Source organism: Cupriavidus sp. 01T418 (genome assembly GCF_056398885.1).
In genome coordinates, this window is record NZ_JBFTQG010000047.1 from 24,317 (window position 1) to 51,253 (window position 26,937).

A 26,937-nucleotide genomic window follows, 5' to 3' on the forward strand; every position below is an offset into this window, starting at 1 on the left:
GGTCAGGGAGGGCATAGCCTGACGATGGATTCCACGGCAATTGCCGTGCCCAGCAGTTGCGCGTCGCGCAGCGCCCCGTGCGAGAGCATCAGGCCGACCGGCAGTTCGTCCGGCTGGTGGCAGGGCAGCGAGATCGAGCAGCCGTCGAGGAAATTGAAGGCCGAGGTATTGCGCAGCAGCAGGCCGTTGGTGCGGAAGAACAGGGCATCGTCCGCTACCAGCGGGGCAATCGGCGGCGCCACCATCGGCACCGTCGGGCAGGCCACGGCGTCGAAGCCGTCGATGCGCGCCGTCACCCGCGCAATCCAGTCGATGCGGGCGCGCATCAGGTCGACATAGTCGGCCGCGTCCATGCTGGCGCCGCGGTCGATGCGCGCGGCCACGCGCGGATCGTATTGTTCGCGCCGGGTTGCCAGCATATGCCGGTGGATGGCATAGGCTTCCGCGGCGCTGAAGCCGCCGGAGGCGTTGATGGTGGGCAGTTCATTCAGCTCAGGCAGGTCGATATGCTCGATCTGCACGCCGGCCGCGGACAGCCGGCCAAGGGCGCGGTCAAAGGCGCGCGCCACGATGGGGTCGAGATCGTCAAGCAGGGACTGGCGCGGGATGGCCAGGCGAATGCCGGCCGCGGCCTTGATGACCGGAACCACTGCCTGGTCGGCGATCACGCTGTCCATCAGCGCGCAGTCATGCACCGTGCGTGCCATGGCGCATGCCGTATCCAGTGTGTAGGAGAGCGGGAAGGCGCCATCCAGCGGCACGCGGCGGGCAGTGGGCTTGAAGCCGGTCAGCCCGCACAGCGCTGCCGGAATGCGGATGGAGCCGCCGGTATCGCTGCCCAGCCCGGCGACCGCCAGGCCCAGCGCCACGGAAACCGCGGCGCCCGACGAGGATCCGCCGGGAATCCGTGCCACCCGGGCATCCGCCGGGTTCACGGGCGTGCCGAAATGCGGGTTGATGCCCACGCCGGAAAAGGCGAACTCGGTCATATTGGTGCGGCCCACCAGCGCCGCGCCAGCCTCGCGCAGCCGGCGCACCACCGTGGCATCGGCCGTGGCCGCCGCCGCGTCGCTGCGCACCGGCGAGCCGGCGCGCGTGGCTTCACCGGCGATATTGAACAGGTCCTTGACCGATACCGGCAGGCCGGCCAGGGGATGCAGCGGCTTGCCGGCCAGGCTGGCCGCGTCGGCAGCCTGCGCTACCTGCGCCGCGGCGTCGAAGGTGGTGTGCAGGAAGACGGCATCGGCCGCCGGCGTCCGCGCAAGCTGCGCCGCCTGGGCGATGACGTCGGCCCGCGAGGTCGCGCCGTCGCGAAGTTTTGTCTGTAGCGTATGGATATCCGTGGGCATTGGCGTCGCGGTCAATCGCGTTCAGGAGGGTTCGAGTCGAGTCTATCCAGTGCATCCTCACTGCGCAACCAGGCCTTTGCAGGGCATGCGCGGGTCACTCCGAGGGTGCGGGAATGGCGGCCCCGCCCATTCTTCGTGCAGATTCCACGGTGACATTCACAATGTTTTGCTTGGATTTATTGTGTTTATCCTCGTAATTTGTTAATAAACTGTTAAACCAAATATGGTGGCGGCGGCATCGGGGATACCTGCTCATCCCTGTCATACCGTGCGCAGACCAACCCATGAAAGGAGTGAAGACATGGCGCGCAAGTCAGTAACCGAGCCAGCAACCGAGCCAGCCCGGGCCGACGACAACAGCGGGCACGAGGCGTCTGCCCGGTCCACGGCCAGCGCCTTTGCGCGATCGGCATCCGGGCCCAATATTGTCTCGTCTTCGCACCTGGTGTCCGAGCGCAGCCCGGAGCTGTCCGAGTTCGAGTTCGGCCTGAACACGGCCTACAACGCATACAGCCGCTGGGTGGTGCGCTGCATGGGCGCCTCCGGCGTGCGCGACCTGACCTTCCTGGATGTGCTGGTGCTGCATCACGTCAACCACCGGGCGCGCCCCAAGCGGCTGGCGGATATCTGCTTCGTGCTCAATGTCGAGGACACCCACCTCGTCACCTATGCGCTCAAGAAGCTGCAGGGCCTGGCGCTGGTCGAGGGCGAGCGGGTCGGCAAGGAAGCCACCTACATCACTACGCCCGCCGGTACGCAGGCCTGCGCCCGCTACCGCGAGATCCGGGAGCACTGCCTGACCAATAATTTCTCGGCCGGCAGCGCGGAAAACGCCGAGATCGGCGAGCTGGCGCGACTGCTGCGGGTGCTGACCGGCCTTTACGAGCAGGCGGCGCGATCCGCCACTTCGTTATAGGCCGCGTTGCAGCGGCGTTTTTCGCGGCCAAAGCTGCGGCGCCGCATTTCAACCGCAGCCATCCCAACGATGTCGAGCGCGTGTTCGAAACCAGCGTGGCGGGCGTGCGCATGCGCGTGCCCATGGTGAGCATCCACACGGTGGCCGCGGGCAGTTGCGGTTAAGCAGCAACTGCATTAAACCTTAATCAGATCAGTCTTTCGTCACTTACCCCCCAAGGTGGTCACGTGGATTTTCAAATCCACCGTGTTCGCCAACTCCGGCACTCCTGGCGACGACGCCGAACCAACCGCGTTGCAGCAATTTCCTTGACTTATGCCCATCACATTCCTAGGTTTATGAGGACTCTGGGGTGCGAGGCCATAGTGTGATAAATGGCCGATTCCCTTGTGCAGGGAGGGCGGAGGTGAATCCAGGCAGCAGAGCTATCGTTCTGGTGATTGCGTTGATTGGCTCGATCGCCGTGGGCGGGTGTTCGAAACCGGAGCCGGGCCACGTCCTGGATGAGGCGCAGCAGGCCGGTCGTGGCGCGGACTCGTTCCGGCATGCGGCGGAAGACTATTTCCACGACATGGATCGTGGCATCGCCCTGGGCAAGGAAGAAATCATGGGCCGCAATATGTGGCTCGTGTGGAGTGGCGGCAACGATAGGTTCTGGGACGACATGACGCACTTCACGTTCGGCGCCTTCGACCTGCTCAAGTCCATCAGCTCCCATCCCAGCCAGGGCTATTCGCGCGACACGCGCTGGAATTACCTGGGCCTGCTCAACGAACCCTGTTTCGAGAAACCCACCGCGCCCGACCCGCAACGCTTTGGCCTGTGGCTCGATCAACGGGTGAAGGATTGCCCGGCCGACCCGTTCGAGGACGAACGAGCCTATCCCGGCGTCAAGATCGGCGCGCGCGGCACGACCTTGCCGAACGGCGTGAAGTTGCCGGTCGGCTCCTACTACGGCTATCCCACGGGCATTGTCGGCCTGCGCCTGTTTCCCAACCCGGCATTCGACGAAAAGGCCGCGAAGGCATGGAATCCGCAGCGCTATTACACCGATCCGTCCTACTACAACAGGGCCGACCTGGTGCGCCCGTATCGCGTCGGCATGGCATGCGGCTTCTGCCACGCGGGCCCCAGCCCGGTCCATCCTCCAGCGGACCCTGCGCATCCGAAATGGGCCGACCTGAGTTCCACGGTGGGCGCGCAGTATATGTGGGTGGACCGGCTCTTCATCCATAACGCGTCGACGCGCGAGGGCCAGCAGAATTTCATGTTCCAGCTCGTGCATACGTTCAGGCCGGGCACCATGGATACCTCGCTGGTCTCCACCGACAACATCAACAACCCCAGGACCATGAACGCGCTCTACGACCTGATGGCGCGCATGGGCGTGGCCAAACGGATCGGCCAGGAGAAGCTGGCCGGCGGAGAGCGCAACAACCGGCAACTCAACGATTTCGTGAAGGATGGTGCGCTGACGCAGTTCTACACGCCGCCCGATACGGTATGGACACCCCATGTCCTCAAGGACGGTGCCGATTCGGTTGGCGTGCTTGGCGCCCTGAACCGGGTGTACCTGAATATCGGCCTGTTCAGCGAGGAGTGGCTGCTGCACTTCAATCCCATCCTCGGCGGCAAGACCATCACGCCGATCGAACTCGCGGTGGCCCAGAAGAATTCAAGCTACTGGAAGGCGACCGAAGCCGGCACCTTCAATACGGCGCTGTTCCTGCTGAAATCGACCCCGCCGGACCACTTGAGCGCTGCGCCGGGGGGCACTGCTTTCCTGGCGGATGCGTCCTCTGCGGCCGGCGCCCGGCAGCTTGCGCAGGGCAAGAACGTGTTCGCCGATACCTGCGCGCGCTGTCACTCCAGCAAGGCGCCGCCACCACCGGCCAGCCTGAACCTGCGGGATTGCGCGGGGCCGAATTATCTCGCCTGTTTCATGCGGTACTGGAAATGGACGCAAACGGACGAATTCAAGGCGCGGATGCGCCAGATCGTCAATGCGCCGGATTTCCTGGACGGCAACTATCTTTCATCCGATGCGCGCGTTCCCGTCACGCTGCTGCGCACGAATGCGTGCAGTCCGCTGGCGACCAATGCATTGCGGGGGAATATCTGGGACAACTTTTCGTCGGAGTCGTACAAGACGCTGCCTTCGGTCGGCACCATCACGCTCAATGATCCATTCACGGGGGAACGCTGGCAGTACCGGATGCCTGCCGGCGGCCGTGGCTATACGCGCGTGCCTTCGCTGATCAGCATCTGGTCGACCGCGCCGTTTTTCCTCAACAATGCGCTCGGGCCGTTTAGCGACGATCCCTCGGTGGCAAGCCGGGTGAAGGTCTTCGACGCTTCCATCGAGCAATTGCTGTGGCCGCAGAAGCGCGCGCACGACGATATCCTGGGCGCCAAGGTGCCCGGCGTGATCGACCGCACCACGGAGCGTAGCCAGATCACGGTGCCGGCAGGTTTCGTGCCGGAGGCGCTCAAGCCGTTGCAGGGCTTCATGCACCGCTTCGCGCCGTGGCTGGTCGGGGCCGGCGGCGATGTGACCATCGGTCCCGCGCCCAGGCAGATGCCGGTCGACCTGGTCGCCAATATCCAGCCACTGGCGGAGAGCGCCGACATCGGCGCAAAGGCCGACCATGCAGCCAGATTGCTGGGCCTTGCCGTCAAGCTGAAGACGGACCTGGCCTCGGTGCCGGCGGGGGCGACCGACGACGATTTGCGCAAGACCTACGCCAACGTAGTCAAGCCCATGCTGGACCTGAGCAAGTGCCCGGATTTCGTGGTGAATCGCGGCCACTATTTCGGCACGGCGGAGTTCAACAACCAGGCCGGCCTGAGCGCCGATGAGCAATCGTTTGGGCAGGAGCCGGTACTGAGCGACGAGGATAAGCGGGCCTTGATTGCCTTTCTCAAGACCTTCTGACGAAGACTGCGCGGCGGGGATATGTCAGCTCAAGGCGAGCAAGCCTGGGATTATGTGATCGTCGGCTCCGGCGCGGGCGGCGGCACGCTCGCCGCGCGGCTCGCGGAGGCGGGCATGCGCGTGTTCCTGATCGAGGCGGGCTGCGATGCGCGCGAGCATGCAGCGGCGTGCCTGCCGGAGGACTACGAGGTGCCGGCATTTCATGCCTGCGCGTCCGAGAATCCCGCGATGAGCTGGAATTTCTTCGTGCGTCACTATGCGGACGAGGCGCAGCAGCGGCGCGACCCCAAGTGCGGCAGCGAAGGCGTGCTCTATCCGCGGGCTGCCACCTTGGGCGGCTGCACCGCGCATAACGCGATGATCTTTCTCTACCCCCACGACTCGGACTGGGACGACATTGCCGAGCTGACCGGCGACCGCTCGTGGCGCGCCGTGCGCATGCGCCGCTACGCCAAGCGGCTGGAGCAATGCCGCCACCGTCCGCTGTGGGAGCTGGCCCGCCGGCTTGGCTTCGATCCCACCGCGCACGGCTGGGACGGGTGGCTCAGTACGGAGCGCGCGTTCCCCCTGAAAGCGCTCACCGATGATGCGCTGACACGCCTGGTTCTCGGTTCGATGGAACTGGCTGCGCGCAGTGTGCCGCGGCGGCTCCATGCCTTGTTGCGCTTGCTCAGGTGGCAGGGCGATCCGAATTCCAGGATCTGGGGCAGACGTTATTTCGATGGCGTGTGCTACACGCCGATGACGACCAGCGGCCATGCCCGCACGGGCACGCGAGAGCGGCTGCTCGAAGTGGCGGGCCGCTTCCCTTCGCGGCTGCATATCGAACTGGACGCGCTGGCGACCCGGGTGCTGCTCGACGCGAACGGTACCGCGCTCGGTGTCGAATACCTCAAGGGGCGGCATCTCTACCAGGCGCATGTCTCGCCGAATCCGGCGCCCGGCATGCGGCAGGAAGTGCGCGCGCGCCGCGAGGTGATCCTGGCGGGCGGCGCGTTCAATACGCCGCAATTGCTGATGCTCTCGGGGATCGGCCCCGCAGAGCACCTTCGCGCCCATGGCATTGCCGTCCGCGTGGACTTGCCGGGGGTGGGGCGCAACCTCCAGGATCGTTATGAGATCGGCGTCGTGAGCCGGATGGCGCGGCCCTGGCAGATACTGGATGGCGCCCGTTTCAAGAAGGATGACCCGGCCTATTGCAGCTGGCGCGACCTGCGCCACGGGGTCTACACTTCCAACGGCGTCGCGATCGCGGTGGCAAGGCGCTCGCGCAAATCCCATCCCGTGCCCGATATTTTCTGCATGGCGCTGGTCGAGCACTTTACCGGCTATTTTCCCGGGTACTCGAAGCTGTTCGCGAAGAGCGACGATATGCTTACCTGGGCCATCCTCAAGGCGCACACACAGAATCGCGCGGGCACGGTCATGCTGCGGTCCGCGAATCCGCTCGAACCGCCCTTGATCAACTTCCACTATTTCGAGGAGGGCGACGCCGCCTCGGACGACGATATGCGCGCAGTGATCGACGCCATCCGCTATGTGCGCAAGCTGGCGGCGCCGCTGGCCGCGCGCGGCGTGGTCGCGCAGGAGCAGCTTCCCGGCGCCCACCTGCGCGATGACGCCGAGCTGGCCGGCTATGTGCGCGACAACGCCTGGGGCCATCACGCATCGTGTACCTGCGCCATCGGCGCACGCGACGCGGGCGGCGTGCTCGACAGCGCTTTTTCCGTGCACGGAACGCACCGGCTGCGGGTGGTCGACGCGTCCGTTTTTCCGAGGATTCCGGGCTTTTTCCCGGCCAGCGCAATCTACATGATCGCCGAGAAGGCGGCTGACGTGATCCTGAACGAGACCACGACGGGCGCCTAGGCTGGCGATCGACATGGGAGGTGCAAAATGGCCTGCGACGTGAAAGGGCTGCTGGCGATGAGCCAGGAACAGCTCGACGCATTGTTCCGCAACAGCCCCGCCGGCGAGATTCCGGATGGCGAAGCCACGGGCACCGCGATCATTTCGCCCGGCACGGTGTTCAGCGAGACCATTGCCGGGATGATCCATCTCTTTGCCTGGCAGGGGAAAGTCTTCGACGCAAAGCGCGGGGTGCTCAAGAACAAAGTGTCGCCATTTGGGCTCGAAGCCGTCCTGGCGGAGGTGTACAAAGGCGAGAGCTGGCTCGACCAGAAGGAATGCATTGTGCTGGACTATTCCAGGACCTCGGTCGTGGCGCACTGGATACGCGACGAGATCCGCTGCATCGCGCCGGATGTCTATCTCGGTGTCGTGTATTGGGACAAGCATCGCCTGTTCGATTTTTCCCTTGCGTTCCGGCCATCATGAAGCGCAGGACCTTCCTGTTCGGCGGCCTTGGCGCGGCGGGCGCGCTGCTGGTGGGCTGGTCGGTGCTGCCGCCGCGCCAGCGCCTGACAACGTCCACCCCATTGCCAGCGGTTGGCACGCAGGTCGGGCTCAATGGCTGGGTCATGGTGGCGGAGGACAACACCGTCACCATCATGATGTGCCGCTCGGAGATGGGGCAGGGCGTGCACACCGGCCTCGCCATGGTGCTGGCGGACGAGATGGATGCCGGCTGGGCACAGGTGAAGGTCGAGCATGCGCCCGTGGACAAGATCTACAACAACCTGGAAGTCGTGGTCGATGATCTCCCGTTTCGCGCGGAGGACAATGGCGTGGTCAAGCACGCGGCGGTCTGGTTCACCCGCAAGCTCATGCGCGAGATCGGCGAGATGGTGACCGGCGGTTCGTCGGGCCTCAACGACCTGTGGGAGCCGATGCGGGAGGCCGGCGCATCCGCCCGCGCGATGCTGATCGGTGCCGCCGCCGCGCGGTGGAAAGTGCCCGCGGGCGAGTGCCGGGCGCAGGACGGCAGGGTGCTGCACGCCTCCGGGCAGTCGGCCACCTTCGGCGAACTGGCGGCGCTGGCCGCCAGGCAGCCGCTGCCGGCAAGCGTGGTGCTCAAGCGGCCGTCCGAATTCAAGCTCATCGGAAGGAACGTGCACCGCATCGAAGCGGCGTCCAAGATCGACGGCACGGCGCGCTTTGGCATCGACGTGCTGCCCGAGGGCCTGTTGTACGCCAGCGTGACGATGTGCCCGGTGCTGGGCGGTACGGTGGCGAGCTTCGACGGTTCGGCCGCCAGCGCGTTGCCGGGCATCGTCAAGGTGCTCGCGGTCGATGCCTACAACGGCGGCACCGGCGGGGTGGCGGTGATCGCCGACAATGCGTACCGGGCCATGAGCGCGCTGGACGCGGTCAAGGATATCGTGTGGAAGAAGGGGCCCGCTGCCTCGATCTCCAGCGCGGAAGTGAGCCGCCGTCTCGCGCAGGCACTGGATGCCTCCGACGGGCATGCTTATTACCGGCACGGCGACGTCGAGGCTGCGTTGAAGTCCGCGGCGAAGCCCCTCAGCGCTGAGTACAGCGCACCCTACCTCGCGCATGGGGCGGTGGAGCCCATCAACTGCACGGTGCAGGTTCGCGACGGCGCGGCCAGGGTCTGGGTCTCCACGCAGTTGCCCGGCCTGGCGCGCCGGGCGGTTTCGGAAGTCCTCGGGATCGATGCCGGCAAGGTCGACATACAGCCGCAACTGATCGGCGGCGCGTTCGGCCGGCGGCTGGAAGTGGACTTCATCTCCCAGGCAGCGGCCATCGCGCGCGAGGCCGGCGGCAAGCCGGTCCAGACGATCTGGTCGCGTATCGAGGACACCACGCATGACTTCTACCGGCCCGCCTGCCTCTCGCGCTTCAAGGCCGGGCTCGATGCCGCGGGCAACCTGGTGGCCTGGCACAATACGTCGGCCAGCCAGGCGATCGTGCCGGCCATGCTGGCACGCTTGCTGGGCCTGCCTGGCATCGGCATCGACAAGACCACGACGGAAGGCGCATTCGACCGGCCCTACGAATGGCCAAACGCGCGTGTAGGGCACGTGATTGTCGACCTGCCGGTGCCAGTGGGCTTCTGGCGCTCGGTGGGCCATTCGCACCAGGCTTTCTTTACCGAGAGCTTTATCGACGAACTGGCGGTGGCGGCCGGCAAGGATCCCGTCGCCTTCCGTGCCGGGCTGTTGGTAAAGCATCCGCGCCATCAGGCCGTGTTGCATAAGGCCGCGGAGATGGCCGGATGGGGGAAACCGCCAGGGAGGACGGCTGACGGCGCCACGCGCGCACGCGGGGTGGCGCTGCATGAGGCCTACGGCAGCATTGTCGCGCAGGTGGCGGAGGTATCGCTGGCGCCGGACAAGCACGTGCGTGTGCACCGGGTGTTCTGCGCGATCGATTGCGGCATGCCGGTGAACCCGAACCTGATCCGCCAGCAAATGGAAGGCGCGATCATCTTTGGCCTGTCGGCCGCGCTGTTCGAGGAGATCACGATCGCCGGCGGCGAGGTGCAGCAGAAGACGTTCAACGATTTTGCCGTCATCCACATGCACGACTGCCCGGCGATCGACACCTACATCATGCCAAGCCAGGCGCATCCCAAGGGCGTGGGTGAAACGGGGACGCCGCCGATTGCACCGGCGGTGGCAAACGCCCTGTTCGCACTGACGGGGCAACGCCTGCGCGCGTTGCCCCTGAAACTGGCCTGAACTGACCCGATTCCCGGGAGAAAACCATGCTATCCCTGAGCATCAACGATAAGACGGTGTCCGTGCAGTCCGATCCGAACACGCCGCTGCTGTGGGTACTGCGGTGCGAACTGGGGCTGACCGGCACCAAGTACGGCTGCGGCATCGGCGTTTGCCGCGCCTGCACGGTGCAATTGAACGGCACGGCGGATGTCGCGTGCATGAACCCGATCTCCAGGCTGGCCACTACCCGGATCGTGACCATCGAAGGCTTGCGCGGCGCGCAGGCGCAAGCGCTAAAGGCCGCCTGGCTCGATCTTGACGTGGTGCAGTGCGGCTACTGCCAGAGCGCCCAGCTGATGGCGGCCAGCGCACTTCTGAGCAAGATCCCGAAGCCCAGCGATGCCGACATCGATCAGCACATGTCCGGCATTGTCTGCCGCTGCGGCACCTATCCACGGATCCGCGCGGCGATCCATCAGGCGGCCGGGCACGCGCGCCCCTGAGGCGCGCCGCCCGCCGTGGCAGCGTGGAGTGGCTATTGCCGCATACGGCGCCGGGGCGCCGCGCGTGGCACGTGATGGCTGCGGAGCTTGCCGGCCCCGCTTCCGGCCTTGCCCTTGAAGCCGCCTGTGCTGCATCGCGGCCCCCCCCTTCGACAAGGTATAATGCCGGTTTCTCGCCAGCACGGCGCCCCAACCAGCGGCGCCGGCCGGTAGCAGCCCCTACCTCCTGCCCTCCCGACCGCTCAGACCATGGCGCATTTCTCGTGCTTCCCCGGTGCATTGGCGCTTTCCGCCTTCCGCCAGCAACGCCTGCTCACCGCCCTCAAGCAGATCGACTCTGACATCGAGTCGGTGCACGGCCAGTTCCTGCATTTCGTCGACACCGATGTGCCGCTGTCGCAAGACGATGGCGCCCGCATCGGCGCGCTGCTGACCTATGGCGCGCCTTTCGAGGCACAGGCCGAAGGTGACCGCTTCGTGGTGATCCCGCGCTTTGGCACCATTTCCCCGTGGGCCAGCAAGGCGACCGATATCGCCCATAACTGCGGCTTCGAGCACGTGCACCGCATCGAGCGTGGCATCGAGATCACCGTGGTATGCAAGAAGGGCCTGCTGCGCGGGCGCAAGTCGCTCGACGCGGGTACGCGCGCCGCCGTCGCTGCCCACTTGTTCGACCGCATGACCGAAAGCGTGGTGGCCTCGCGTGAAGACGCCGCTGGCCTGTTCCAGGAACTGCCCGCCAAGCCGCTGCGCTTTATCGATATCTCCGGTGGCCGCGCCGCGCTGGCGCAGGCCAACACCGAAATGGGCCTGGCGCTGTCGGAAGACGAAATCGACTACCTGGTGGACGCGTACGCCAGGCTGGAGCGCAACCCGACCGACGTCGAGCTGATGATGTTCGCGCAGGCCAACAGCGAACACTGCCGCCACAAGATTTTCAACGCCACCTGGACCATCGACGGCGTGCAGCAGGACAAGTCCCTGTTCGCCATGATCCGCAATACCCACCAGCTCAACCCGCAAGGGTCGATCGTGGCGTACTCGGACAACTCCGCGGTGATGGAAGGCGACGTGGCCGAGCGCTGGTTCCCGCGCGGCACCGAACAGAAGTACGGCCGCCACGAGGCGCTGACGCACACGCTGATGAAGGTGGAGACGCACAACCACCCGACCGCCATCTCGCCGTTCCCCGGTGCCTCCACCGGCGCTGGCGGCGAAATCCGCGACGAAGGCGCGACCGGCCGTGGCGGCAAGCCCAAGGCTGGCCTGACCGGCTTCACGGTCTCCAACCTGATGCTGCCCGATGCCGTGGAAGGCTGGGAAAACGCGCGCGATGCCGCCCAGCCGGTGGCGCACCGCAACCCGGACGACAAGGTGAGCGTGACCGGCAAGCCGGACCGCATCGCCTCGCCGCTGCAGATCATGACCGAAGGCCCGCTCGGCGGCGCCGCGTTCAATAACGAATTCGGCCGTGCCATCCTGGGCGGTTATTTCCGCGTCTACGAGCAGAACGTAGGCGGCACCGTGCGCGGCTATCACAAGCCGATCATGATCGCCGGGGGCATCGGCAATATCGACGCCGGCCACACGCACAAGAAGGCACTGCCGGCCGGCTCGCTGCTGATCCAGCTGGGCGGCCCGGGCATGCGCATCGGCATGGGCGGCAGCGCCGCCAGCTCGATGGCGACCGGCACCAACACCGCCGACCTGGACTTCGATTCGGTCCAGCGCGGCAACCCGGAAATGGAGCGGCGCGCGCAGGAAGTCATCAACGCCTGCTGGCAGCTCGGCGACGACAACCCCATCCTGTCGATCCACGACGTGGGCGCGGGCGGCATTTCCAATGCCTTCCCCGAACTGGTGGACGGCGCCGGCCGCGGCGCGCGTTTCGACCTGCGCCATGTGCACCTGGAAGAGTCCGGCATGAGCCCGGCCGAGATCTGGTGCAACGAGTCGCAGGAACGCTATGTCCTGGCCGTGGCGCCGGAATCCTTCCCGCTGTTCCAGGCCATGTGCCAGCGCGAGCGCTCGCCGTTCGCGGTGGTCGGCATCGCGACCGAGGAGAAGCAGCTGCAACTGGTCGACGCGAACGTCGACGCAGCGCTCAAGGAACACCATGCCGTGAACATGCCGATGGATGTGCTGCTGGGCAAGCCGCCGCGCATGCACCGCGACGTCAGGCACGTGGAGCAAGACCTGCCGCCGGTGGACGTGACCGGCATCGCGCTGGACAAGGCCGTGCGCGACGTGCTGCGCCACCCCACCGTGGCCAGCAAGTCCTTCCTGATCACCATCGGCGACCGTACCGTTGGCGGCATGAATGCGCGCGACCAGATGGTCGGTCCCTGGCAGGTGCCGGTGGCCGACGTGGCCGTGACCACGCTCGACTACAAGGGCCGCGCCGGCGAAGCCATGACCATGGGCGAGCGCACCCCGCTGGCCGTGATCAACGCACCGGCCTCGGGCCGCATGGCCATCGGCGAGGCGCTGACCAACCTGGCCGCCGCGCCGGTCAGGGACCTGGGCAAGGTCAAGCTGTCCGCCAACTGGATGGCGGCTTGCGGCGTGGAAGGCGAGGATGCCAGGCTGTACGACACCGTGCATGCGGTCGGCATGGAACTGTGCCCGGCCCTCGGTATCAGCATCCCCGTGGGCAAGGATTCGCTGTCGATGCGCACCAAGTGGCAGGACAACGGCGTCGACAAGGAAGTGGTCGCGCCCGTCTCGCTGATCATCTCGGCGTTTGCCGCCGTGGATGACACCGACCGCACCCTGACCCCGCAACTGCGTACCGATGCCGGCGACAGCGTGCTGATCGCCATCGACCTCGGCCGCGGCAAGAACCGTCTCGGCGGCAGCATCCTGGCGCAGGTGACGCAGCAGGTGGGCGACACCACCCCGGACGTGGACAACGCCGCAGACCTGAAGAATTTCTTCAACGTGATCCAGCGCCTGAACCGCGACGGCAAGCTGCTGGCCTATCACGACCGTTCCGACGGCGGCTTCATGGCGGCGCTGGCCGAGATGGCCTTTGCCGGTCATTGCGGCCTGTCGCTCAATGTCGACATGCTGGCGCTGGACCCGGTCCAGGAGCAGGATTTCGGCGACGCCAAGAACTGGGCACAGCAGATCTCCGGCCGCCGCGACGAGCAGACCCTGCGCGCGCTGTTCTCCGAAGAACTCGGCGCGGTGATCCAGGTACGCCAGGAAGAGCGCGATGCCGTGTTCGCCGTGCTGCGCGAGGTTGGCCTGTCCGCCTGCAGCCACGTGGTGGGCAAGCCCAACACCACCGACCAGATCGAGATCTACCGCGACGCCAGGAAGGTGTTCGGCGCCGCGCGCAGCGAGCTGCAGCGCACCTGGAACGAAGTCAGCTGGCGCATCGCGCGCCAGCGCGACAACCCCGCCTGCGCCGACAGCGAGTACGACCGTCTGCTCGACGCCGCGGACCCGGGCATCTCGCCGGTGCTGACCTTCGACCCGGCAGAGGACATTGCCGCGCCGTTCGTGGCAACCGGTGCGCGTCCGCGCGTGGCGATCCTGCGCGAGCAGGGCGTCAACTCGCAGATCGAGATGGCCTACAGCATGGACCGCGCGGGCTTCGACACGCATGACGTCCATATGAGCGACCTGATCGCCGGCCGTGCCAACCTGGCCGATTTCTCCGGCTTTGTCGCCTGCGGCGGCTTCAGCTACGGCGACGTGCTGGGTGCCGGCGAAGGCTGGGCCAAGACCATCCTGTTCAATGCGCAGATGGCCGAGCAGTTCGCGGCCTTCTTCAACCGCCAGGACACCTTCGCGCTGGGCGTGTGCAATGGCTGCCAGATGATGAGCAACCTTGCCCCGATCATCCCGGGCGCGGGCGCCTGGCCCAAGTTCACGCGCAATCAGTCGGAGCAGTACGAAGCGCGCTACGTCACCGTGGAAGTGCAATCCTCGCCGTCGATCTTCTTCGCCGGCATGGAAGGCAGCCGCATCCCCATCGTGGTGGCGCACGGCGAAGGCTTTGCCGACTTCTCGCAGCAGGGCGACAAGAGCCAGGTCCAGGTGGCGCTGCGTTTCGTGGACAACCACGGCACGCCCACCCAGGCCTACCCGCTGAACCCGAACGGCTCGCCGGACGGCATTACCTCGGTGACCACGGTCGATGGCCGCTTCACCGTGCTGATGCCGCACCCGGAGCGCGTGTTCCGCACCGCCACCATGAGCTGGGCGCCGGACACCTGGAAGCAGGTGGAAGATGGCGGCAGCCCGTGGATGCGCATGTTCCGCAATGCACGCAAGTGGGTGGGCTGAGCGGTTTGCCGGCTGCCCTGGCCAGTAGGGGCAGGAAGCCCGCTTCGCCTCTGGCCGATAGCTGCCTGGGTTGAAAGATCGGGGGCAGTCTCAGTGACTGCCCCCGATTTTTATTCCGGCCGCGCGCGAGCGGCTCCTCGAACTGGACTGGTCGTCAGCCTGTGCAGCCGGTCTCGCCGGCATGGGGCCGGCGGCTCACGCCATCATCTGCGTACTCCAGGCCTGATAGATGTAGTACAGCGGCCGCTGCGGATCCGATTGCCTGGCAGAAGCCGGAGCCGCGCCGCGGATCTGCATGGTGGCCAGCACCATGCGTGCCGCCTTGACGGCCGAGTAGCGGTCGCGCAGCGGCAGCATCGGCAGCACGGAGCGCCATTCCGGCGGCAGGCCGTCGCAGCTGAAGGTGCCGAGCGCGCAGTAGCCCCAACCTTCGGACGTAAGGTGCCAGAGTTGCCAGTAAGTGCTGCCTGAGGCCATGTTCTCCCTTTTTCCCGTGCCGGCGCCCGAAGCGGGCAATCAGGCGTGCAAGGACATTGCGGAGTGCGCGCCACCCATGCTGCCGGTAGTGCTTATTGCTTATGGCCTGATCTTACGCATCTGCCATCACGGTGGGAATGTCGGGGAGTGCGATTGTGTATTGTGAGGCACAAACGCGTTGTATCACCGCTGTATCACCCGCTACAGGCTGCTACAAGCTGCTACAGCCTGCTACAGCCCGCTGAACCAGTTATATCCCTGGTCTTCCCAGTATCCTCCGGGATTCTGGTTGGTCACAAAGAGCGCCGCGATATGCTTGGGATTCTTGAACCCGAGCTTGGTCGGCACGCGCAGCTTCAGCGGGTAGCCATACCGGGCCGGCAATGGTTCGCTGCCGAAATCCAGCGCCAGCATGGTCTGCGGATGCAGGGCGGTCGCCATGTCGAGGCTGGAGTAATAGCGGTCCGCGCATTTGAAGCCGACATAGCGGGCGGTGGTGTCGGCGCCAATCCGTTCCAGGAAGGTCCGCAGCGGCACGCCGCGCCATTCGCCGATCGCGCTCCAGCCTTCGATGCAGATATGGCGCGTGATCTGTCCCGCCTGCGGCAACGCACGCAGTTGAGCCAGGCTCCATGCGTGCTTGTCTGCTACCAGCCCGGAGACTTCGAGACGGTAGTCCGCGCCGTCGACTTCGGGCACGTCGAACTCGGGGTAGAAGGCGTTGAAGGGAAATGGCCTGGTGATCTGGCTGCGCGCGTAGCTGGGTGCCAGGCGGTTGCGATTGAACAGCCAGGCCTGCACGCGATCGTTCCAGCGCGACATCGACCACAGCACCTTGTCCACGGTATCGCCATCCTGCAGCGTGCAGCCCGCCAGCATGGACAGGGCGCCGAGCGACAGCGAGGAACGCAGGAACATGCGCCGCTGGAGCCGGGCAAGCTGGGGTTTGAAATCCGCCGCGTCGAGGCGCTGCGCGGCGTGCGTGGCGATACGGGATCCGGCTCCGGTCTCGCCATCCAGGCGGACGATCCGCGTCTTGTCGGAAGGGGCGCTCATGCTTTCGCGTCTCCATGATTGGCACGCCCGGTAAGCATCGGCAGCAAAGTGGCCGGCACCAGGATGACCAGCGCCAGGTGCAGCGCCACAAAGCCCACGATGCCCGCCATGGCGAAGAAATGTACATGGCGCGCCATGTCGAAGCCACCGAACAGTGCCGCCAGCCAGTCCAGTTGCACGGGCTTCCAGATAGCCAGGCCGGAGGCCACCACCAGCACGCCAAGCAGCAGGACTGCCACGTACATCAGCCGCTGCACCGCGTTGTAGCTGCCGCGCCGATGCGGCAGGCGCAAGCGGATGGCCAGCGACGCGTCATGCAGCACGCCGCGCGCGCTCAGCGGCAGGAAACGGCGGCGAAAGTGCCGGGTGGCAATGCCATGGGCCAGATAGAGCAGGGCATTCAGGCACAGCAGCCACATCGCCGCGAAATGCCATGCGATCGAGCCGCCCAGCCAGCCGCCCACGGTAGCCCATGCCGGAAACCTGAACGGGAACAGTGGCGAGGCGTTGTAGATGGCCCAGCCGCTCATCACCATGCAGATCATGGCGAGGGCGTTGATCCAGTGCGTTGCGCGGACGACCAGCGGATGGACGACGGCGCGCCGCACGGGTTCGGAAGAGAGTGGCTTGCGCATGGCGGGGAGCGTGCGTTGGATGGAAGGGGCCGGCCCGAGCCGGCCCGTGCAGCGATTACATCGGCGGCACGACGCCTGCCTTGCCTGCGGAGATAAAGCGCGCGGTCAGCGCGCCTTCGGCGCCCTTGCTGGCAAACAGCACGATATGCGCGCCCGGGACCAGCAGCGAGCGGTCGCCCGCCTCCAGGTTGACGATGGGCACGTCATTCGGGATCACGATGCGCTTTTCGCCATCCGCGTACTTCACGGTGATGGTGCGGCCATTGCTCACCACCACGTTGCCCACGGTACCGTTGGTCATGCTGCTGTTCTTGCCGAGATCCCAGGCGCGATGCCCGTCGCCGGTGCCACGCATGCTCGGCGGGAACACGTGTACCTCCAGCGCCTTGAGCGAGCCGTCCGCCTGCGGCACGGCGGCCGAGCCGATATAGCTGCCGGGCTTGATCTCGTCGACCGTGGCCAGCGTCACCGCGCGCACCGCCGTGTCCTTGGCCAGGCCCACGTCCAGGTCCTGGCCCGAACGCGTGCGCACCTTCAGCGTGTCGCCGGAGAGCGCGGTCACGGTGCCGCGCACGCCCGTGGGCGTGGCGGCGGGGGCGGGCTGCGCCAGCACGGCGGGGGCAGCCGCCAGCATCGCGCCGGCAAGCATGGCCGGGGCTACGGTACGCATCAACAAGCTCGAAACGGTCTTCATCCTGGAACTCCTGGAACGATGGAAAGTGCTGCCTAGGTTAGGCCGATGGGCTGGTCGTCCGGGTGACTTTTTGATGACAAAAGTGTCATGAAACACGGGCCGCCCCCCGCTAGAATGTCAGCACACCCGCTGACCAACCTTGCGCATCATGAGCATCCTCGTCATCGAAGACGACCCCAAGACCGGCGACTACCTCAGGAAGGGACTGCGCGAAAGCGGCTATGCCGTCGATCTCGCGCGCACCGGCACGGATGGCTTGCACATGGCGCTGGAGCATCCCTACGATCTCGTTGTGCTCGACGTCATGCTGCCCGGCATCGACGGCTGGGAAATCATGCGCACGCTGCGCGCGCGGCGCGACCTGCCGGTGATCTTCCTGACCGCGCGCGACCACGTGAACGACCGTATCCACGGCCTCGAACTCGGCGCCGACGACTACCTGGTCAAGCCCTTCTCCTTCATCGAACTGGTGCTGCGCATCCGCACCCTGCTGCGGCGCGGCGTGGTGCGCGAGGCGGAGCTGTTCGAGTTCGCCGACCTCAAGCTCGATGTGCTGCGCCGCAAGGTGACGCGCCAGGGTATCGAGATCGCGCTGACCAACAAGGAATTCCTGCTGCTGCACCTGCTGGTCAAGCGCCAGGGCGAAGCGCTGTCGCGCACGCTGATCGCCGCCGAGGTGTGGGACATGAACTTCGACAGCGACACCAATGTCGTTGACGTGGCGATCAAGCGCCTGCGTGCCAAGATCGACCACCCCTTCGACAGGAAGCTCATCCATACCGTGCGCAGCATCGGCTACACCTTCGGCGACGGCACGTGAAACCCTGGTCCTTGCGCTCGCTCACGGCACGCACCACGCTATCGTTCGCCGCCATCGCCTGCGTGGTGATCGGCGCGCTGGGCGCTTATTTCTACCAGTCCGTGAAAACGTCGATGGAAGCCCGGGCGGATATCCAGCTGATCGGGCGGGTCGTGCATTTCCGCCGGCTGGCGAGCGATGTGTACACGGTCGGCGAGCTCAAGGGCCGGCCCATGCTGTTCGAGTCCATGCTCGGCGCCGAGCGCGATGTGCTGATCTTCCGCAAGCCGGGAGAGCCGCCATTTATTCACGTCAATCCCGATAACCTGCAGGTTCCGGCAGAACTCGCCCCGACCGTGGCGGGAGATCGCACCGGCCCGACCACGGCCAGCATCCTGCGCACCCGTCTGGCAAACGGCGTGCCGGTGCACTGGGCGGCCGCGACGGCGCGCTCCAGCGAGGATGGCAGCGTGGTCGAGGTCATCGCGGCGCATCAGATGAGCAACGAAGTGCAGATGCTCGCCGCCTACCGCAACCGGGTAGTGCTGGCCGCGCTGGTCGGCATGCTGGCGGCAACCGCGCTTGCGTTCTTCGCCATTCGGCGCGGGTTGAAACCGGTCGGCAGCATTGCAGCGCGCGCTGCCGAGATCAGTCCGGCCAGCCTGGCGATGCGCCTGGACGAGCGCGATGCGCCCGCCGAACTGCGCAGTCTGGTCGGTGCCTTCAATGCCATGCTGGACCGCCTGGCCGATGGCTACGAGCGCCTGACCCAGTTCTCCGCCGACCTCGCCCACGAGATACGCACGCCCGTGGGTGCGCTGATCGGGCAGACCCAGGTCACGCTCAGCCGGGCACGCCGGCCGGAGGAGTACCAGGAACTCCTCGAGTCCAATCTCGAAGAGCTCAACCGGCTTGGCCATATCGCCGAGAACATCCTGTTCCTGGCCCAGGCGGACCACGCCGGCCTGGTCATCGAGCGCGCACAGGTGCCGTTGCCCGACGAACTCAGGAAGATCGCCGAATATTTCGAAGGTCCGGCGGACGAGAAGGGCATGACGTTCGAGGTGGCAGCGGGCGGGACGCTCTGGGCCAATCCGCTGCTGTGCCGCCGCGCCATCAACAACCTTGTGGTCAATGCCGTGCGCTACGGCGCGCCGGGCAGTGTGGTGAGGCTCAGCGGCGTCGAGCAAGCCGACGGCATCGTCGTCGCGGTCGAGAACCAGGGCGATGCCATTCCGCAGGGCCAGCTTGACCGCCTGTTCGACCGCTTCTATCGCGGGGACGCGGCGCGCAGCCGGCTGACCGAATCCAGCGGCCTCGGGCTCGCCATCGTGAAGGCCATCATGGTGCTGCATGGCGGCGGCGTGGAGGCCAGTTGCCCGGCGCCGGGGCGGGTGCGGTTTGCACTGCGTTTTCCGCGGCAGGGTGTGGCCTCCTGAGGCGCTGGCAGGGTTCCTCCCTGCCGATAGCGTCATAGCGTCGTCGGCGCACGGACGCCAGGTTCCCCTGGCAGCGTGCCTCGGCTGCCAGGGTGGCCAGACGCAAATCCGTGCAACCGAATCCCTACACCAACCCATCCAGCAAATCCGGCCCAAACACCTCCCGATGCACCCGCTCGGCCTTCACCCCCCGCGCGTGCAACGCTGCCCGCTGCGCCTGCATGAACGGCAACGGCCCGCACAGGTAGAAGTCAGCATCCGCAAGATCCTCGTCTGCCAGGATCACATCCAGATCCATGCGGCCGGGCAGGGCGGCTTGCGCCAGGAATTCCGCTGGCTCCGCGGACTCCAGGAAATAATGCGTGGTTAGCTTCGGCAGCTTCCGTGCCGCTTGCTTGACATCCTTCAAATGCGCCACCTGCGAAGCCATGCGAGCCGCATGGCCAAACACCACTTTGCGTGCGGGATTGCGTTGCGCGACCGCATTCAGCGCGGAGATCATGGGCGTCACGCCGACGCCGGCGGAGAGCAGAACGATGGGCGTGCTCGGCTCGATGCGCGGCGCGAAATCGCCGAAGGGCTGGCTGACCATCAGCACGTCGCCCTCGCGGGCATTGTCATGCAGCCAGTTCGACACGGTCCCGGCGGGCTGGGCGTCGCCGTTGCCGCGCTCGCGCTTGACCGAGATGCGCCAGGTGCTGCCGTTGGGCGCGTCGGACAGGCTGTACTGCCGTTGCTGGAAGGCGCCGGGCGCCAGTTCGACCACGACCGAGATGTACTGGCCGGGCAGGAAGTCGGCCAGCGTGGTGCCGGCGACGGCTTCGAGCGTGAAGGCGGTGATGTCGGCGCTTTGCGCTTCGCGGGCAACGATGCGTACGGGCTGGCGGTGGTCCGGGCTGGTCTGTGCACGTTCATAGAGGCGGCTTTCCGCGGCGATCAGTTCGGCAGCGAGCAGCCAGTAGGCTTCATCCCACGCAGCCACCAGTTCCGGCGTGGCGGCGTCGCCGAGCACTTCGCCGATGGCGCCAAGCAGGTGGCGGGCGACAATGGCGTAGTGGCTGGGCTTGATGCCGACCGAGGCGTGCTTGTGGACAATGCGGCTGACCACCGGGGCCAGCGCGCTGTTGTCGCCGTAGTTGGCGGCGTAGGCGAATACGGCAGAGGCGAGCGATTGCTGTTGTGATCCGTTGGCCTGGTTGCCCATGTTGAACAGGCCGGTCAACTCGGGCCGATCGGCAAACATGTTGCGGTAAAAGGTGCGGGTGATGGCCAGGCCATGTTCACGCAGGACGGGGACGCTCGCGTCGATCAGTGGTCTCGATTTTTCAGACAGCACGACAACCTCCAAAGATGTACGTTTGATGCAACAAAAAGGGGAAAAGAAATCCGCAGCGTGCTGCGGTGGCGGCGTGCAATCTTCCTGCGGCGCCTTGGGAATGATTCTATTAAACATGCATATGCAATGCAACAAATAATTTGCGGCAATGCAGAAAGATGTATTCGCAGTCCATGTTAGACTGCGGCGACCTGCCTGATTCCGCGCGGCGCCTGCCGCGGAGCCATCCTGGCTGTCACGCCTACCACCAACACGCCGCAAGCCGCATCCACGCCATGAGACTGACTGACTACACCGACTACAGTCTGCGGACCTTGATCTACGTCGCGGTGCACCCAGGCGAGCTTGTGACCATCCAGCGCATCGCAGTTGCGTTCGGCATTCCCAAGAATCACTTGATCAAGATCGTGCAGAAGCTCGGGCAGGAGGGCTTCCTGCACACGGTGCGCGGCCGTGCTGGCGGCATCGAGCTGGGCCGGCCGGCGGCGCAGATCAATGTGGGCGACGTGATCCGGACCATGGAGTCGGATTTCAACCTGGTGGAGTGCTTCCAGGGGGAAGACAACCATTGCGTCATCACGCGGGTGTGTGGCTTGCGCGGCGTGCTTGCCGCTGCGTTGCGGGCCTATTTCGAGGTGCTGGACGCTTACAGCCTGCAGGACCTGGTGGAACAGCCCGCGGCGCTGAACCGCGCGCTTGGACCGGACGGGGCTGCCTCCCTGGTGGGGATTCCCATGAAGGGCCCGACGCGCAAGACCCGGCCTTCCCAGGCGGAACCCGGCGACGCTGGAGAGCAGTAAGGCGGCGTCCGCGGAGGCGGCGCGGACGCACGCCGGCAGGCGGGCCGCCGGTGGCCGCGCGGGACTAGGCGGCCCTGGCCCGGTTCAGCACGAAGTCGAAGTCGAGCCGGTAGCCGCCATCGGCCTGCTGGATCCACTCGCCGACCAGGGACTCGCGCACACCGAACACGGCGTCCGAATCCAGGTATTGGTCGCCCTTGCGGAACACATGGGTCACCAGCGTTTCATAGCCGGGGGCCTTGATCATGAAATGCAGGTGGGCCGGCCGCCACGGATGGCGCCCGGTGGCGCGCAACAGTTCGCCCACCGGGCCGTCGGCCGGGATCGGGTAGGCCTGCGCCACGATGGTATGGAAGCGGAACCTGCCATCGTCGCCCGCGTGCAGCACGCCGCGCGCCTGCGCCGTTTCCAGCTCCGCGTATTGCACGTCATAGTTGCCGTCGGCATCGGCCTGCCAGACATCGATGGTGGCGCCGGCCACGGGCGTGCCGTCCAGGCCCTTGATCGTGCAATGCACCTCGCACGGCTCGCCCTTGGCGCCATTGGCCAGGTCCGCGCCATCCTCGAAATGCGGCGCGCCTTCGACGTGGAAGGGGCCGAACACGGTGGATTCGGTGCAGCCCGGCGGCTTCTGGTTGTTCATGCAGACGGTGAGCATCGACAAGCCGAGCACATCGCTGAGCAGGATGAACTCCTGGCGCTTGTCGTCGCACTTCTGGCCGGTGGCGGTGAGGTACTGGATGCCCTTGAGCCATTCGGCTTCGGTGAGTTTCACCTCGCGCGCGAAGCTGTGCAGATGCTGCACCAGGCTGGTCACGATCTCCCTGACGCGCGGATCCGGGGTATCCGACAGGCGCGCGAGTACCGCCTGCGTGATGGTGTCTTGGTCGAGGTTGCGCATGTCGTTGTCTCCTGACTTCTTGGGTTGGGCAAGCGGCCGCTCATGCCAGCGTGCAGGCCTGGTCGAAAGACAGGCGCGGGCTGCGCGCGAAGACCTTGGTGGGGTCGCCGTGGCCGATGCCGCAGATAAAGTTGGATTTGATGGTGGTGCCGGCAAAGAAGGCGGCGTCGACCGCGGCGTTGTTGAAGCCGGACATCGGGCCGCAGTCCAGGCCGACCGCGCGGGCGGCCATGATCAGGTAGGCGCCTTGCAAGGTGCCGTTGCGAAAGGCGGTGATCTCGGCAAAGGCGGCTTTCTCGTCGCCTTCGAACCAGCTCTTGACGGACGGGTTGTGCGGGAACAGCTCGGGCAGGTTCTTGTAAAAGCTGGTGTCGTAGCCGACGATGGCGACGACCGGCGCGTTCATCACCTTGTCGATATTGGCCGGGGCCAGCGCGTCCTTGAGCTTGAGCTTGGCTTCCTGGGTGCGCACGAAGACGATGCGCGCGGGCGAGCAGTTGACCGAGGTCGGGCCCCATTTCATCTGCTCGTAGATTTCGCGCAGTTGCGCGTCGGAAACGGAGCGATCGCGCCAGCCGTTCTGGCTGCGTGCGTTGGCGAACAGGGTGGCGAGCATTTCGTGGGTGGACATGGTGGTCTTCCTTGGGGTCGGGTCAGCAGAGGTGAAGCGCGGAGCGCCCGGCGCGGGTACGCCGCGCCGGTGCTCGTACAAGGGGGGTGTCGTTAGTGGGGATCAGATCGCCATGGCGCCGGCCAGTGCGACTTCTTCCTGGTGCCGGGCCGAGTCGAGTGCCTTGGCGTAGTCGGCGGTCTTGGTGTATTCCGTGGACTGCTCGGCCATCGCGTCGATGCCGCAGACCTGGCGGGCCAGCTTGCCGTAAGGACCCGAGCCGGAGAACTCGGCGCGCTGCATGGTCAGCATGCGAATGCTTTGCAGCGGCGTGCCGTTGAAGTTCTCGAACACGAACAGGCGGTTGCCCCAGTCGGTCAGGAACAGGTCGCGGATCACGCGGCCGATTTTCACGCGGTCGTGCGGCTTGCCCACCGGACCGTTGTTCATGCGCTCGAACCAGCCATTGAGCTTTTCGTCCTGCCACTGGTCCTCGCTGGCGAAGATCAGCGCGCTGCGCCCGGACAGGTCGACCAGCTCGTAGATCATCTGCGAGAAGTTCTCCAGGTAGAGCGCGCGGCCGAAGTCATAGATCAGGATATTGGGCTTGTAGTGACCTCCCGGCGTATGGAAGCCAAGCTCCTCGCTGGAGATCACGTGCGCCAGCATGGCCTGGTGAAAGCCGATCAGCTTGGCCAGCCGCGTCTGCACCGCGGGAATCTTGCTGGTGCCGATATGCTCGGTGATCAGCACGGCGAGACCCGCCACCAGTTCGGCGCGCACCATCTGGCGGATCAGCGCGTGATAGTGCAGCCAGTCGAATACGCGTTGCGGGTAGAGCTTGGCGTGCTCGGGATTGCCGATGTGGAACACGTGCGACCACGGGATGAACACGTTGTCGAACACCGTCATGCCGTCCAGCTCGTCGCCCTGCGCGGCCAGCGGGTGCTCTACGGGATCGTCCTTCACCAGGCTCTCCCGGCAGACGATGGTGACGCCCTTGGTGTTGACCGGCGTCGCCGCGAAGATGATCTGGTCGCCCGGGATGCCGGGGCGGAAGAACACGCCGATATGGATCCAGTCGGCAAATGCCACGCCGGTGCCGATGGCCTTCACGCCGGTGACCACGATGCCCTTGTCGTTTTTCTCCACCACGCGCAGGCCCGGGGACTTTTGCTGCGTGTCGGGGCTGGAGCGGTCCATCTGCGGATCGACGAACTGCGGCGCGCAGTTGAAATCATGCTCCTTGGCAAACTGGATGAAGTCGACGATATTGCGTGCCTTGATCTTGCCCTCGGCGCCGATCGACTGCGTCTCCCACGGCGACGGATCGTCGATATAGGTGGTCAGCACATAGTTGTTGACGTCCGGCGTGCGCGGGAACGATGCGCCGGCCATCTCGCGCATGACGGTCTCGTGGTACTTGCGCTTGCGGCGCAGCTGCTCCTTGTCGCGGTGGCCGAACCACTGCATGGCGCGGCGCTCGCCGTCTTCATCGATATAGGTCATCACGTCCTGCAGGTCGGGGCGGTGATGCAGGTCGTAGAAGTCCGCGTGGCGCTGGGCGTAGTCGCGCGTCTTGGGATGGGTGGCGATATTGTCGATCTTCTCGTTGCCGACCCAGACATCGCGGCCGTCGTTGAGGGATTCCAGGTACTGCTTCCCGGTGCGGATCATGACTGTCTTCTCCTTGGGTGAATCGACTTCGCGGGACTGCGATGCGATTGGGTGTTGCAATGGCGATTGGCGTGGCACGGAGTGCCGGCCTGGTGTTCGTTTGCGGTTGGTTGCCGACACGACGCGGGGGTCAGGCGGCAACGGGTTGCGTGGTGGCATAGGCGCGCTGGCAATAGACCAGCGGCGACACGGCTTCGGCGTGGGTCGCCGCCAGCACATGTGCCAGGAAGATGCTGTGGGTGCCGACCTCGTAGGCGTCAGCGACGCGGCAGTCCAGCGCGACCATGGCGGCCTTGCTGCAGGGCGCGCCGGTGAGCAGGGGGCTCCAGTCGCCGGGGGCAAAGCGCTCGGGCATCGGCAGCGCGCCGGCGCCGGCAAACACTTGCGAGAGGTCCGATTGCCCGGACTGCAGCCAGTTCACGCTGAGCACGCCGTTGGCCTTGACGATGGCATTGGCGTAGCTCTTGCGGTTGATGCAGACCAGCACGGTGGGCGGGTTGTCGCAGACCGAGCACACCGCCGAGCAGGTGACGCCGGCCACGCCGCCGGCGCCGTCGGTGGCGATCACGGTGACCGGCGTGACGGCCTTGGCGAGCGCGTCGCGGAAGGCTTGCGCCGTGATCCCGGGGCCGATATCCGTGGTGGCGGGAACGGATGGCAAGTACGTGGCGGGCGTCTCTTCGGGCTTGTCGTCGCGCGCCGCCATGGATGCAGTAAAGGGAAAGCCAGACATGATGAATCTCCTTTTTGCGAAGTGGCCCGCTTTCGGGAACGCCTTCGCACCATCATCGGGAAGTCACGCTTCCTGTGTTCAAGGCCGAGCGTTGAAAGTAGACTAATTGGAATGCTGGCCTTCTACTATTGAGACGACGTCATGGACACTATTCCGCAGAGGAATGAAGACGAACTGGGCCTCCATCACCTGCAGGTGTTCGAAGTCCTGCTGGCCGAGCGCAGCATTACCAAGGCGGCGCGCGTGCTCAATCTCACGCAGCCCGCGCTGAGCAAGACGCTGGCGCGGCTGCGGCTGTATTTCGGCGATCCGCTGTTCGTGCGCGTATCGCTGCGCATGGAGCCCACGCCGAAGGCGCTTGCGCTGGCGGAACCCGTGCGCGGCATTCTCGAGCGCATGCGCGCGCTGCGCTCGGAGCACGTGCCCTTCGATCCCGCCGCGGCCGAGCGGACCTTCAGTTTTTTCATCATCGATGCGGGGGTGGCGCAGATGCTGCCGCCCATCATCAATCATCTGGCGGCAGAGGCGCCGCGCGTGTACGTGCAGGCCGTCAACTGCGACGCGCAGCACATCGACCTGTGGCTGGAATCCGGGCTGGTGGATATCGCGGTGGGTTCGTTTCCCAACCTCACGCAAGGCGTGCGCAGGCAGCCGTTATGGCGCGAGCACTACGTGGCGGTGACGCGCAGCGGCCATCCGCGCCTCGGGCCCACGCCCAGCCTGGCGGCATTCGTCGCGGAGAAGCACGTGCTGGTGACGGCGGCCGGCACCGGGCACGAGCACCTGTCGATCGAGCGCATCCTGGAGGCCGCGGTGCCGCGCGAGAACATCGTCTGCCGCGTGCCGATGTTCACGGCAGCGGCCATGATCGCGAAGCATTCCGATGCGGTGGTGATGTTGCCGATGACCCTGGGCACGGTGCTGGCGAAGGACATGGGGCTGCAACTGGTGGAACCGCCGCTGGCGTTGCCGGAGATCCAGATCGCGCTTTACTGGCACGACCGCGTGCACCGTGAAGCGGGCAACCAGTGGATCCGGTCGGTACTGCGCAAGCTGTTCCAGCGGCACGCGGTGGCACAGATCGCTTGAGGGAAATCCGCGGGAAATCGCTTACAGGTAAACCCTCCGGCGAGCGCTGGTTATAGTCTTTATGCCCCAGCCTGCCTTGGATACGCGGCGTTTCACGCCATAGCAT

21 protein-coding genes are annotated in these 26,937 nt (G+C 65.8%); 11 read left to right on the top strand and 10 right to left on the bottom strand.

The features are described from left to right. Positions 1-2: 2 nt before the first annotated feature. Positions 3-1,349: an amidase gene (locus AC1DQ3_RS30055; RefSeq protein WP_477123766.1), complete on the bottom strand. Its 1,347-nt coding sequence runs from the start codon at positions 1,347-1,349 to the stop codon at positions 3-5. Between the two features lie 301 nt (positions 1,350-1,650). Between AC1DQ3_RS30055 and AC1DQ3_RS30060 the strand changes: the two genes are divergently transcribed. From AC1DQ3_RS30060 to purL, 7 genes are all read left to right on the top strand, one after another. Continuing rightward, positions 1,651-2,265 carry a winged helix DNA-binding protein gene (locus AC1DQ3_RS30060; protein ID WP_477123767.1) on the top strand — a complete coding sequence of 205 codons (615 nt, stop codon included), beginning with the start codon at positions 1,651-1,653 and terminating at the stop codon, positions 2,263-2,265. A gap of 436 nt (positions 2,266-2,701) precedes the next feature. Beyond that, complete coding sequence (locus AC1DQ3_RS30065; protein WP_477123768.1) at positions 2,702-5,200, top strand: hypothetical protein; 2,499 nt, start codon at positions 2,702-2,704, stop codon at positions 5,198-5,200. A 21-nt stretch (positions 5,201-5,221) separates the two neighbouring features. Then, the gene (locus tag AC1DQ3_RS30070) at positions 5,222-7,069 is read left to right on the top strand and encodes a GMC family oxidoreductase (RefSeq protein ID WP_477123769.1); all 1,848 of its coding nucleotides are present in this window, start codon (positions 5,222-5,224) and stop codon (positions 7,067-7,069) included. A gap of 27 nt (positions 7,070-7,096) precedes the next feature. Continuing rightward, positions 7,097-7,537, top strand: coding sequence for a hypothetical protein (locus AC1DQ3_RS30075; RefSeq protein ID WP_477123770.1), 441 nt, complete (start codon positions 7,097-7,099; stop codon positions 7,535-7,537). Then, a complete protein-coding gene (locus AC1DQ3_RS30080; protein ID WP_477123771.1) occupies positions 7,534-9,804 on the top strand; it encodes a xanthine dehydrogenase family protein molybdopterin-binding subunit in 2,271 nt (756 codons plus the stop codon). Before AC1DQ3_RS30075 ends, AC1DQ3_RS30080 begins: the two co-directional genes overlap by 4 nt. 26 nt (positions 9,805-9,830) lie before the next feature. Next, the gene (locus AC1DQ3_RS30085; protein ID WP_477123772.1) at positions 9,831-10,289 is read left to right on the top strand and encodes a (2Fe-2S)-binding protein; all 459 of its coding nucleotides are present in this window, start codon (positions 9,831-9,833) and stop codon (positions 10,287-10,289) included. A gap of 249 nt (positions 10,290-10,538) precedes the next feature. Next, positions 10,539-14,585 carry a phosphoribosylformylglycinamidine synthase gene (gene purL / locus AC1DQ3_RS30090; protein ID WP_477123773.1) on the top strand — a complete coding sequence of 1,349 codons (4,047 nt, stop codon included), beginning with the start codon at positions 10,539-10,541 and terminating at the stop codon, positions 14,583-14,585. A 195-nt stretch (positions 14,586-14,780) separates the two neighbouring features. Here purL and AC1DQ3_RS30095 read toward each other — a convergent pair whose 3' ends face one another. The 4 genes from AC1DQ3_RS30095 to AC1DQ3_RS30110 form a co-directional block, all read right to left on the bottom strand. Beyond that, positions 14,781-15,062: a hypothetical protein gene (locus AC1DQ3_RS30095; protein WP_477123774.1), complete on the bottom strand. Its 282-nt coding sequence runs from the start codon at positions 15,060-15,062 to the stop codon at positions 14,781-14,783. Positions 15,063-15,293: 231 nt separating this feature from the next. Further along, positions 15,294-16,118: a molybdopterin-dependent oxidoreductase gene (locus tag AC1DQ3_RS30100; RefSeq protein ID WP_477123775.1), complete on the bottom strand. Its 825-nt coding sequence runs from the start codon at positions 16,116-16,118 to the stop codon at positions 15,294-15,296. Further along, complete coding sequence (locus AC1DQ3_RS30105) at positions 16,115-16,753, bottom strand: cytochrome b/b6 domain-containing protein (protein WP_477123776.1); 639 nt, start codon at positions 16,751-16,753, stop codon at positions 16,115-16,117. The genes AC1DQ3_RS30100 and AC1DQ3_RS30105 overlap by 4 nt, the downstream gene beginning before the upstream one ends. A 55-nt stretch (positions 16,754-16,808) precedes the next feature. Continuing rightward, on the bottom strand, positions 16,809-17,447 hold the full coding sequence (locus AC1DQ3_RS30110; RefSeq protein ID WP_477123777.1) for a hypothetical protein: 639 nt from the start codon (positions 17,445-17,447) through the stop codon (positions 16,809-16,811). Positions 17,448-17,595: 148 nt separating this feature from the next. Between AC1DQ3_RS30110 and AC1DQ3_RS30115 the strand changes: the two genes are divergently transcribed. Both AC1DQ3_RS30115 and AC1DQ3_RS30120 read left to right on the top strand, forming a co-directional pair. Then, entirely contained in the window at positions 17,596-18,267 is a 672-nt protein-coding gene (locus AC1DQ3_RS30115; protein WP_477123778.1) for a heavy metal response regulator transcription factor, read from the top strand. Continuing rightward, positions 18,264-19,685, top strand: coding sequence for a heavy metal sensor histidine kinase (locus tag AC1DQ3_RS30120; protein WP_477123779.1), 1,422 nt, complete (start codon positions 18,264-18,266; stop codon positions 19,683-19,685). Before AC1DQ3_RS30115 ends, AC1DQ3_RS30120 begins: the two co-directional genes overlap by 4 nt. Before the next feature lie 124 nt (positions 19,686-19,809). Here AC1DQ3_RS30120 and AC1DQ3_RS30125 read toward each other — a convergent pair whose 3' ends face one another. Further along, positions 19,810-21,021 carry a globin domain-containing protein gene (locus AC1DQ3_RS30125; protein ID WP_477123780.1) on the bottom strand — a complete coding sequence of 404 codons (1,212 nt, stop codon included), beginning with the start codon at positions 21,019-21,021 and terminating at the stop codon, positions 19,810-19,812. A gap of 275 nt (positions 21,022-21,296) precedes the next feature. Between AC1DQ3_RS30125 and AC1DQ3_RS30130 the strand changes: the two genes are divergently transcribed. After that, positions 21,297-21,821, top strand: coding sequence for an RrF2 family transcriptional regulator (locus AC1DQ3_RS30130; protein WP_477123781.1), 525 nt, complete (start codon positions 21,297-21,299; stop codon positions 21,819-21,821). A gap of 64 nt (positions 21,822-21,885) precedes the next feature. Here the strand turns inward: AC1DQ3_RS30130 and AC1DQ3_RS30135 are convergent, their stop codons facing one another. The 4 genes from AC1DQ3_RS30135 to AC1DQ3_RS30150 form a co-directional block, all read right to left on the bottom strand. Next, a complete protein-coding gene (locus AC1DQ3_RS30135; protein ID WP_477123782.1) occupies positions 21,886-22,722 on the bottom strand; it encodes an intradiol ring-cleavage dioxygenase in 837 nt (278 codons plus the stop codon). 40 nt (positions 22,723-22,762) lie between these two features. Next, a complete protein-coding gene (locus AC1DQ3_RS30140; RefSeq protein WP_477123783.1) occupies positions 22,763-23,353 on the bottom strand; it encodes a malonic semialdehyde reductase in 591 nt (196 codons plus the stop codon). Between the two features lie 102 nt (positions 23,354-23,455). Beyond that, on the bottom strand, positions 23,456-25,009 hold the full coding sequence (locus AC1DQ3_RS30145; RefSeq protein ID WP_477123784.1) for a 4-hydroxyphenylacetate 3-hydroxylase family protein: 1,554 nt from the start codon (positions 25,007-25,009) through the stop codon (positions 23,456-23,458). Between the two features lie 130 nt (positions 25,010-25,139). Then, positions 25,140-25,742, bottom strand: a complete 603-nt coding sequence (locus tag AC1DQ3_RS30150) for a flavin reductase (RefSeq protein WP_477123785.1) — start codon at positions 25,740-25,742, stop codon at positions 25,140-25,142. A gap of 141 nt (positions 25,743-25,883) precedes the next feature. Here AC1DQ3_RS30150 and AC1DQ3_RS30155 point away from each other — a divergent pair, with 141 nt between their 5' ends. After that, positions 25,884-26,831: a LysR family transcriptional regulator gene (locus AC1DQ3_RS30155; protein WP_477123786.1), complete on the top strand. Its 948-nt coding sequence runs from the start codon at positions 25,884-25,886 to the stop codon at positions 26,829-26,831. Positions 26,832-26,937: the final 106 nt, after the last annotated feature.

Bases quoted from the DNA above. Each gene is read 5' to 3' on its own strand.
- AC1DQ3_RS30055 (WP_477123766.1), bottom strand. From the start codon at position 1,349: ATGCCCACGGATATCCATACGCTACAGACAAAACTTCGCGACGGCGCG.
- AC1DQ3_RS30095 (WP_477123774.1), bottom strand. From the start codon at position 15,062: ATGGCCTCAGGCAGCACTTACTGGCAACTCTGGCACCTTACGTCCGAA.
- AC1DQ3_RS30080 (WP_477123771.1), top strand. From the start codon at position 7,534: ATGAAGCGCAGGACCTTCCTGTTCGGCGGCCTTGGCGCGGCGGGCGCG.
- AC1DQ3_RS30100 (WP_477123775.1), bottom strand. From the start codon at position 16,118: ATGAGCGCCCCTTCCGACAAGACGCGGATCGTCCGCCTGGATGGCGAG.
- AC1DQ3_RS30070 (WP_477123769.1), top strand. From the start codon at position 5,222: ATGTCAGCTCAAGGCGAGCAAGCCTGGGATTATGTGATCGTCGGCTCC.
- AC1DQ3_RS30140 (WP_477123783.1), bottom strand. From the start codon at position 23,353: ATGTCCACCCACGAAATGCTCGCCACCCTGTTCGCCAACGCACGCAGC.
- AC1DQ3_RS30155 (WP_477123786.1), top strand. From the start codon at position 25,884: ATGGACACTATTCCGCAGAGGAATGAAGACGAACTGGGCCTCCATCAC.
- AC1DQ3_RS30115 (WP_477123778.1), top strand. From the start codon at position 17,596: ATGAGCATCCTCGTCATCGAAGACGACCCCAAGACCGGCGACTACCTC.
- AC1DQ3_RS30085 (WP_477123772.1), top strand. From the start codon at position 9,831: ATGCTATCCCTGAGCATCAACGATAAGACGGTGTCCGTGCAGTCCGAT.
- AC1DQ3_RS30150 (WP_477123785.1), bottom strand. From the start codon at position 25,742: ATGTCTGGCTTTCCCTTTACTGCATCCATGGCGGCGCGCGACGACAAG.
- AC1DQ3_RS30135 (WP_477123782.1), bottom strand. From the start codon at position 22,722: ATGCGCAACCTCGACCAAGACACCATCACGCAGGCGGTACTCGCGCGC.
- AC1DQ3_RS30105 (WP_477123776.1), bottom strand. From the start codon at position 16,753: ATGCGCAAGCCACTCTCTTCCGAACCCGTGCGGCGCGCCGTCGTCCAT.
- AC1DQ3_RS30145 (WP_477123784.1), bottom strand. From the start codon at position 25,009: ATGATCCGCACCGGGAAGCAGTACCTGGAATCCCTCAACGACGGCCGC.
- AC1DQ3_RS30075 (WP_477123770.1), top strand. From the start codon at position 7,097: ATGGCCTGCGACGTGAAAGGGCTGCTGGCGATGAGCCAGGAACAGCTC.
- AC1DQ3_RS30110 (WP_477123777.1), bottom strand. From the start codon at position 17,447: ATGAAGACCGTTTCGAGCTTGTTGATGCGTACCGTAGCCCCGGCCATG.
- purL (WP_477123773.1), top strand. From the start codon at position 10,539: ATGGCGCATTTCTCGTGCTTCCCCGGTGCATTGGCGCTTTCCGCCTTC.
- AC1DQ3_RS30060 (WP_477123767.1), top strand. From the start codon at position 1,651: ATGGCGCGCAAGTCAGTAACCGAGCCAGCAACCGAGCCAGCCCGGGCC.
- AC1DQ3_RS30130 (WP_477123781.1), top strand. From the start codon at position 21,297: ATGAGACTGACTGACTACACCGACTACAGTCTGCGGACCTTGATCTAC.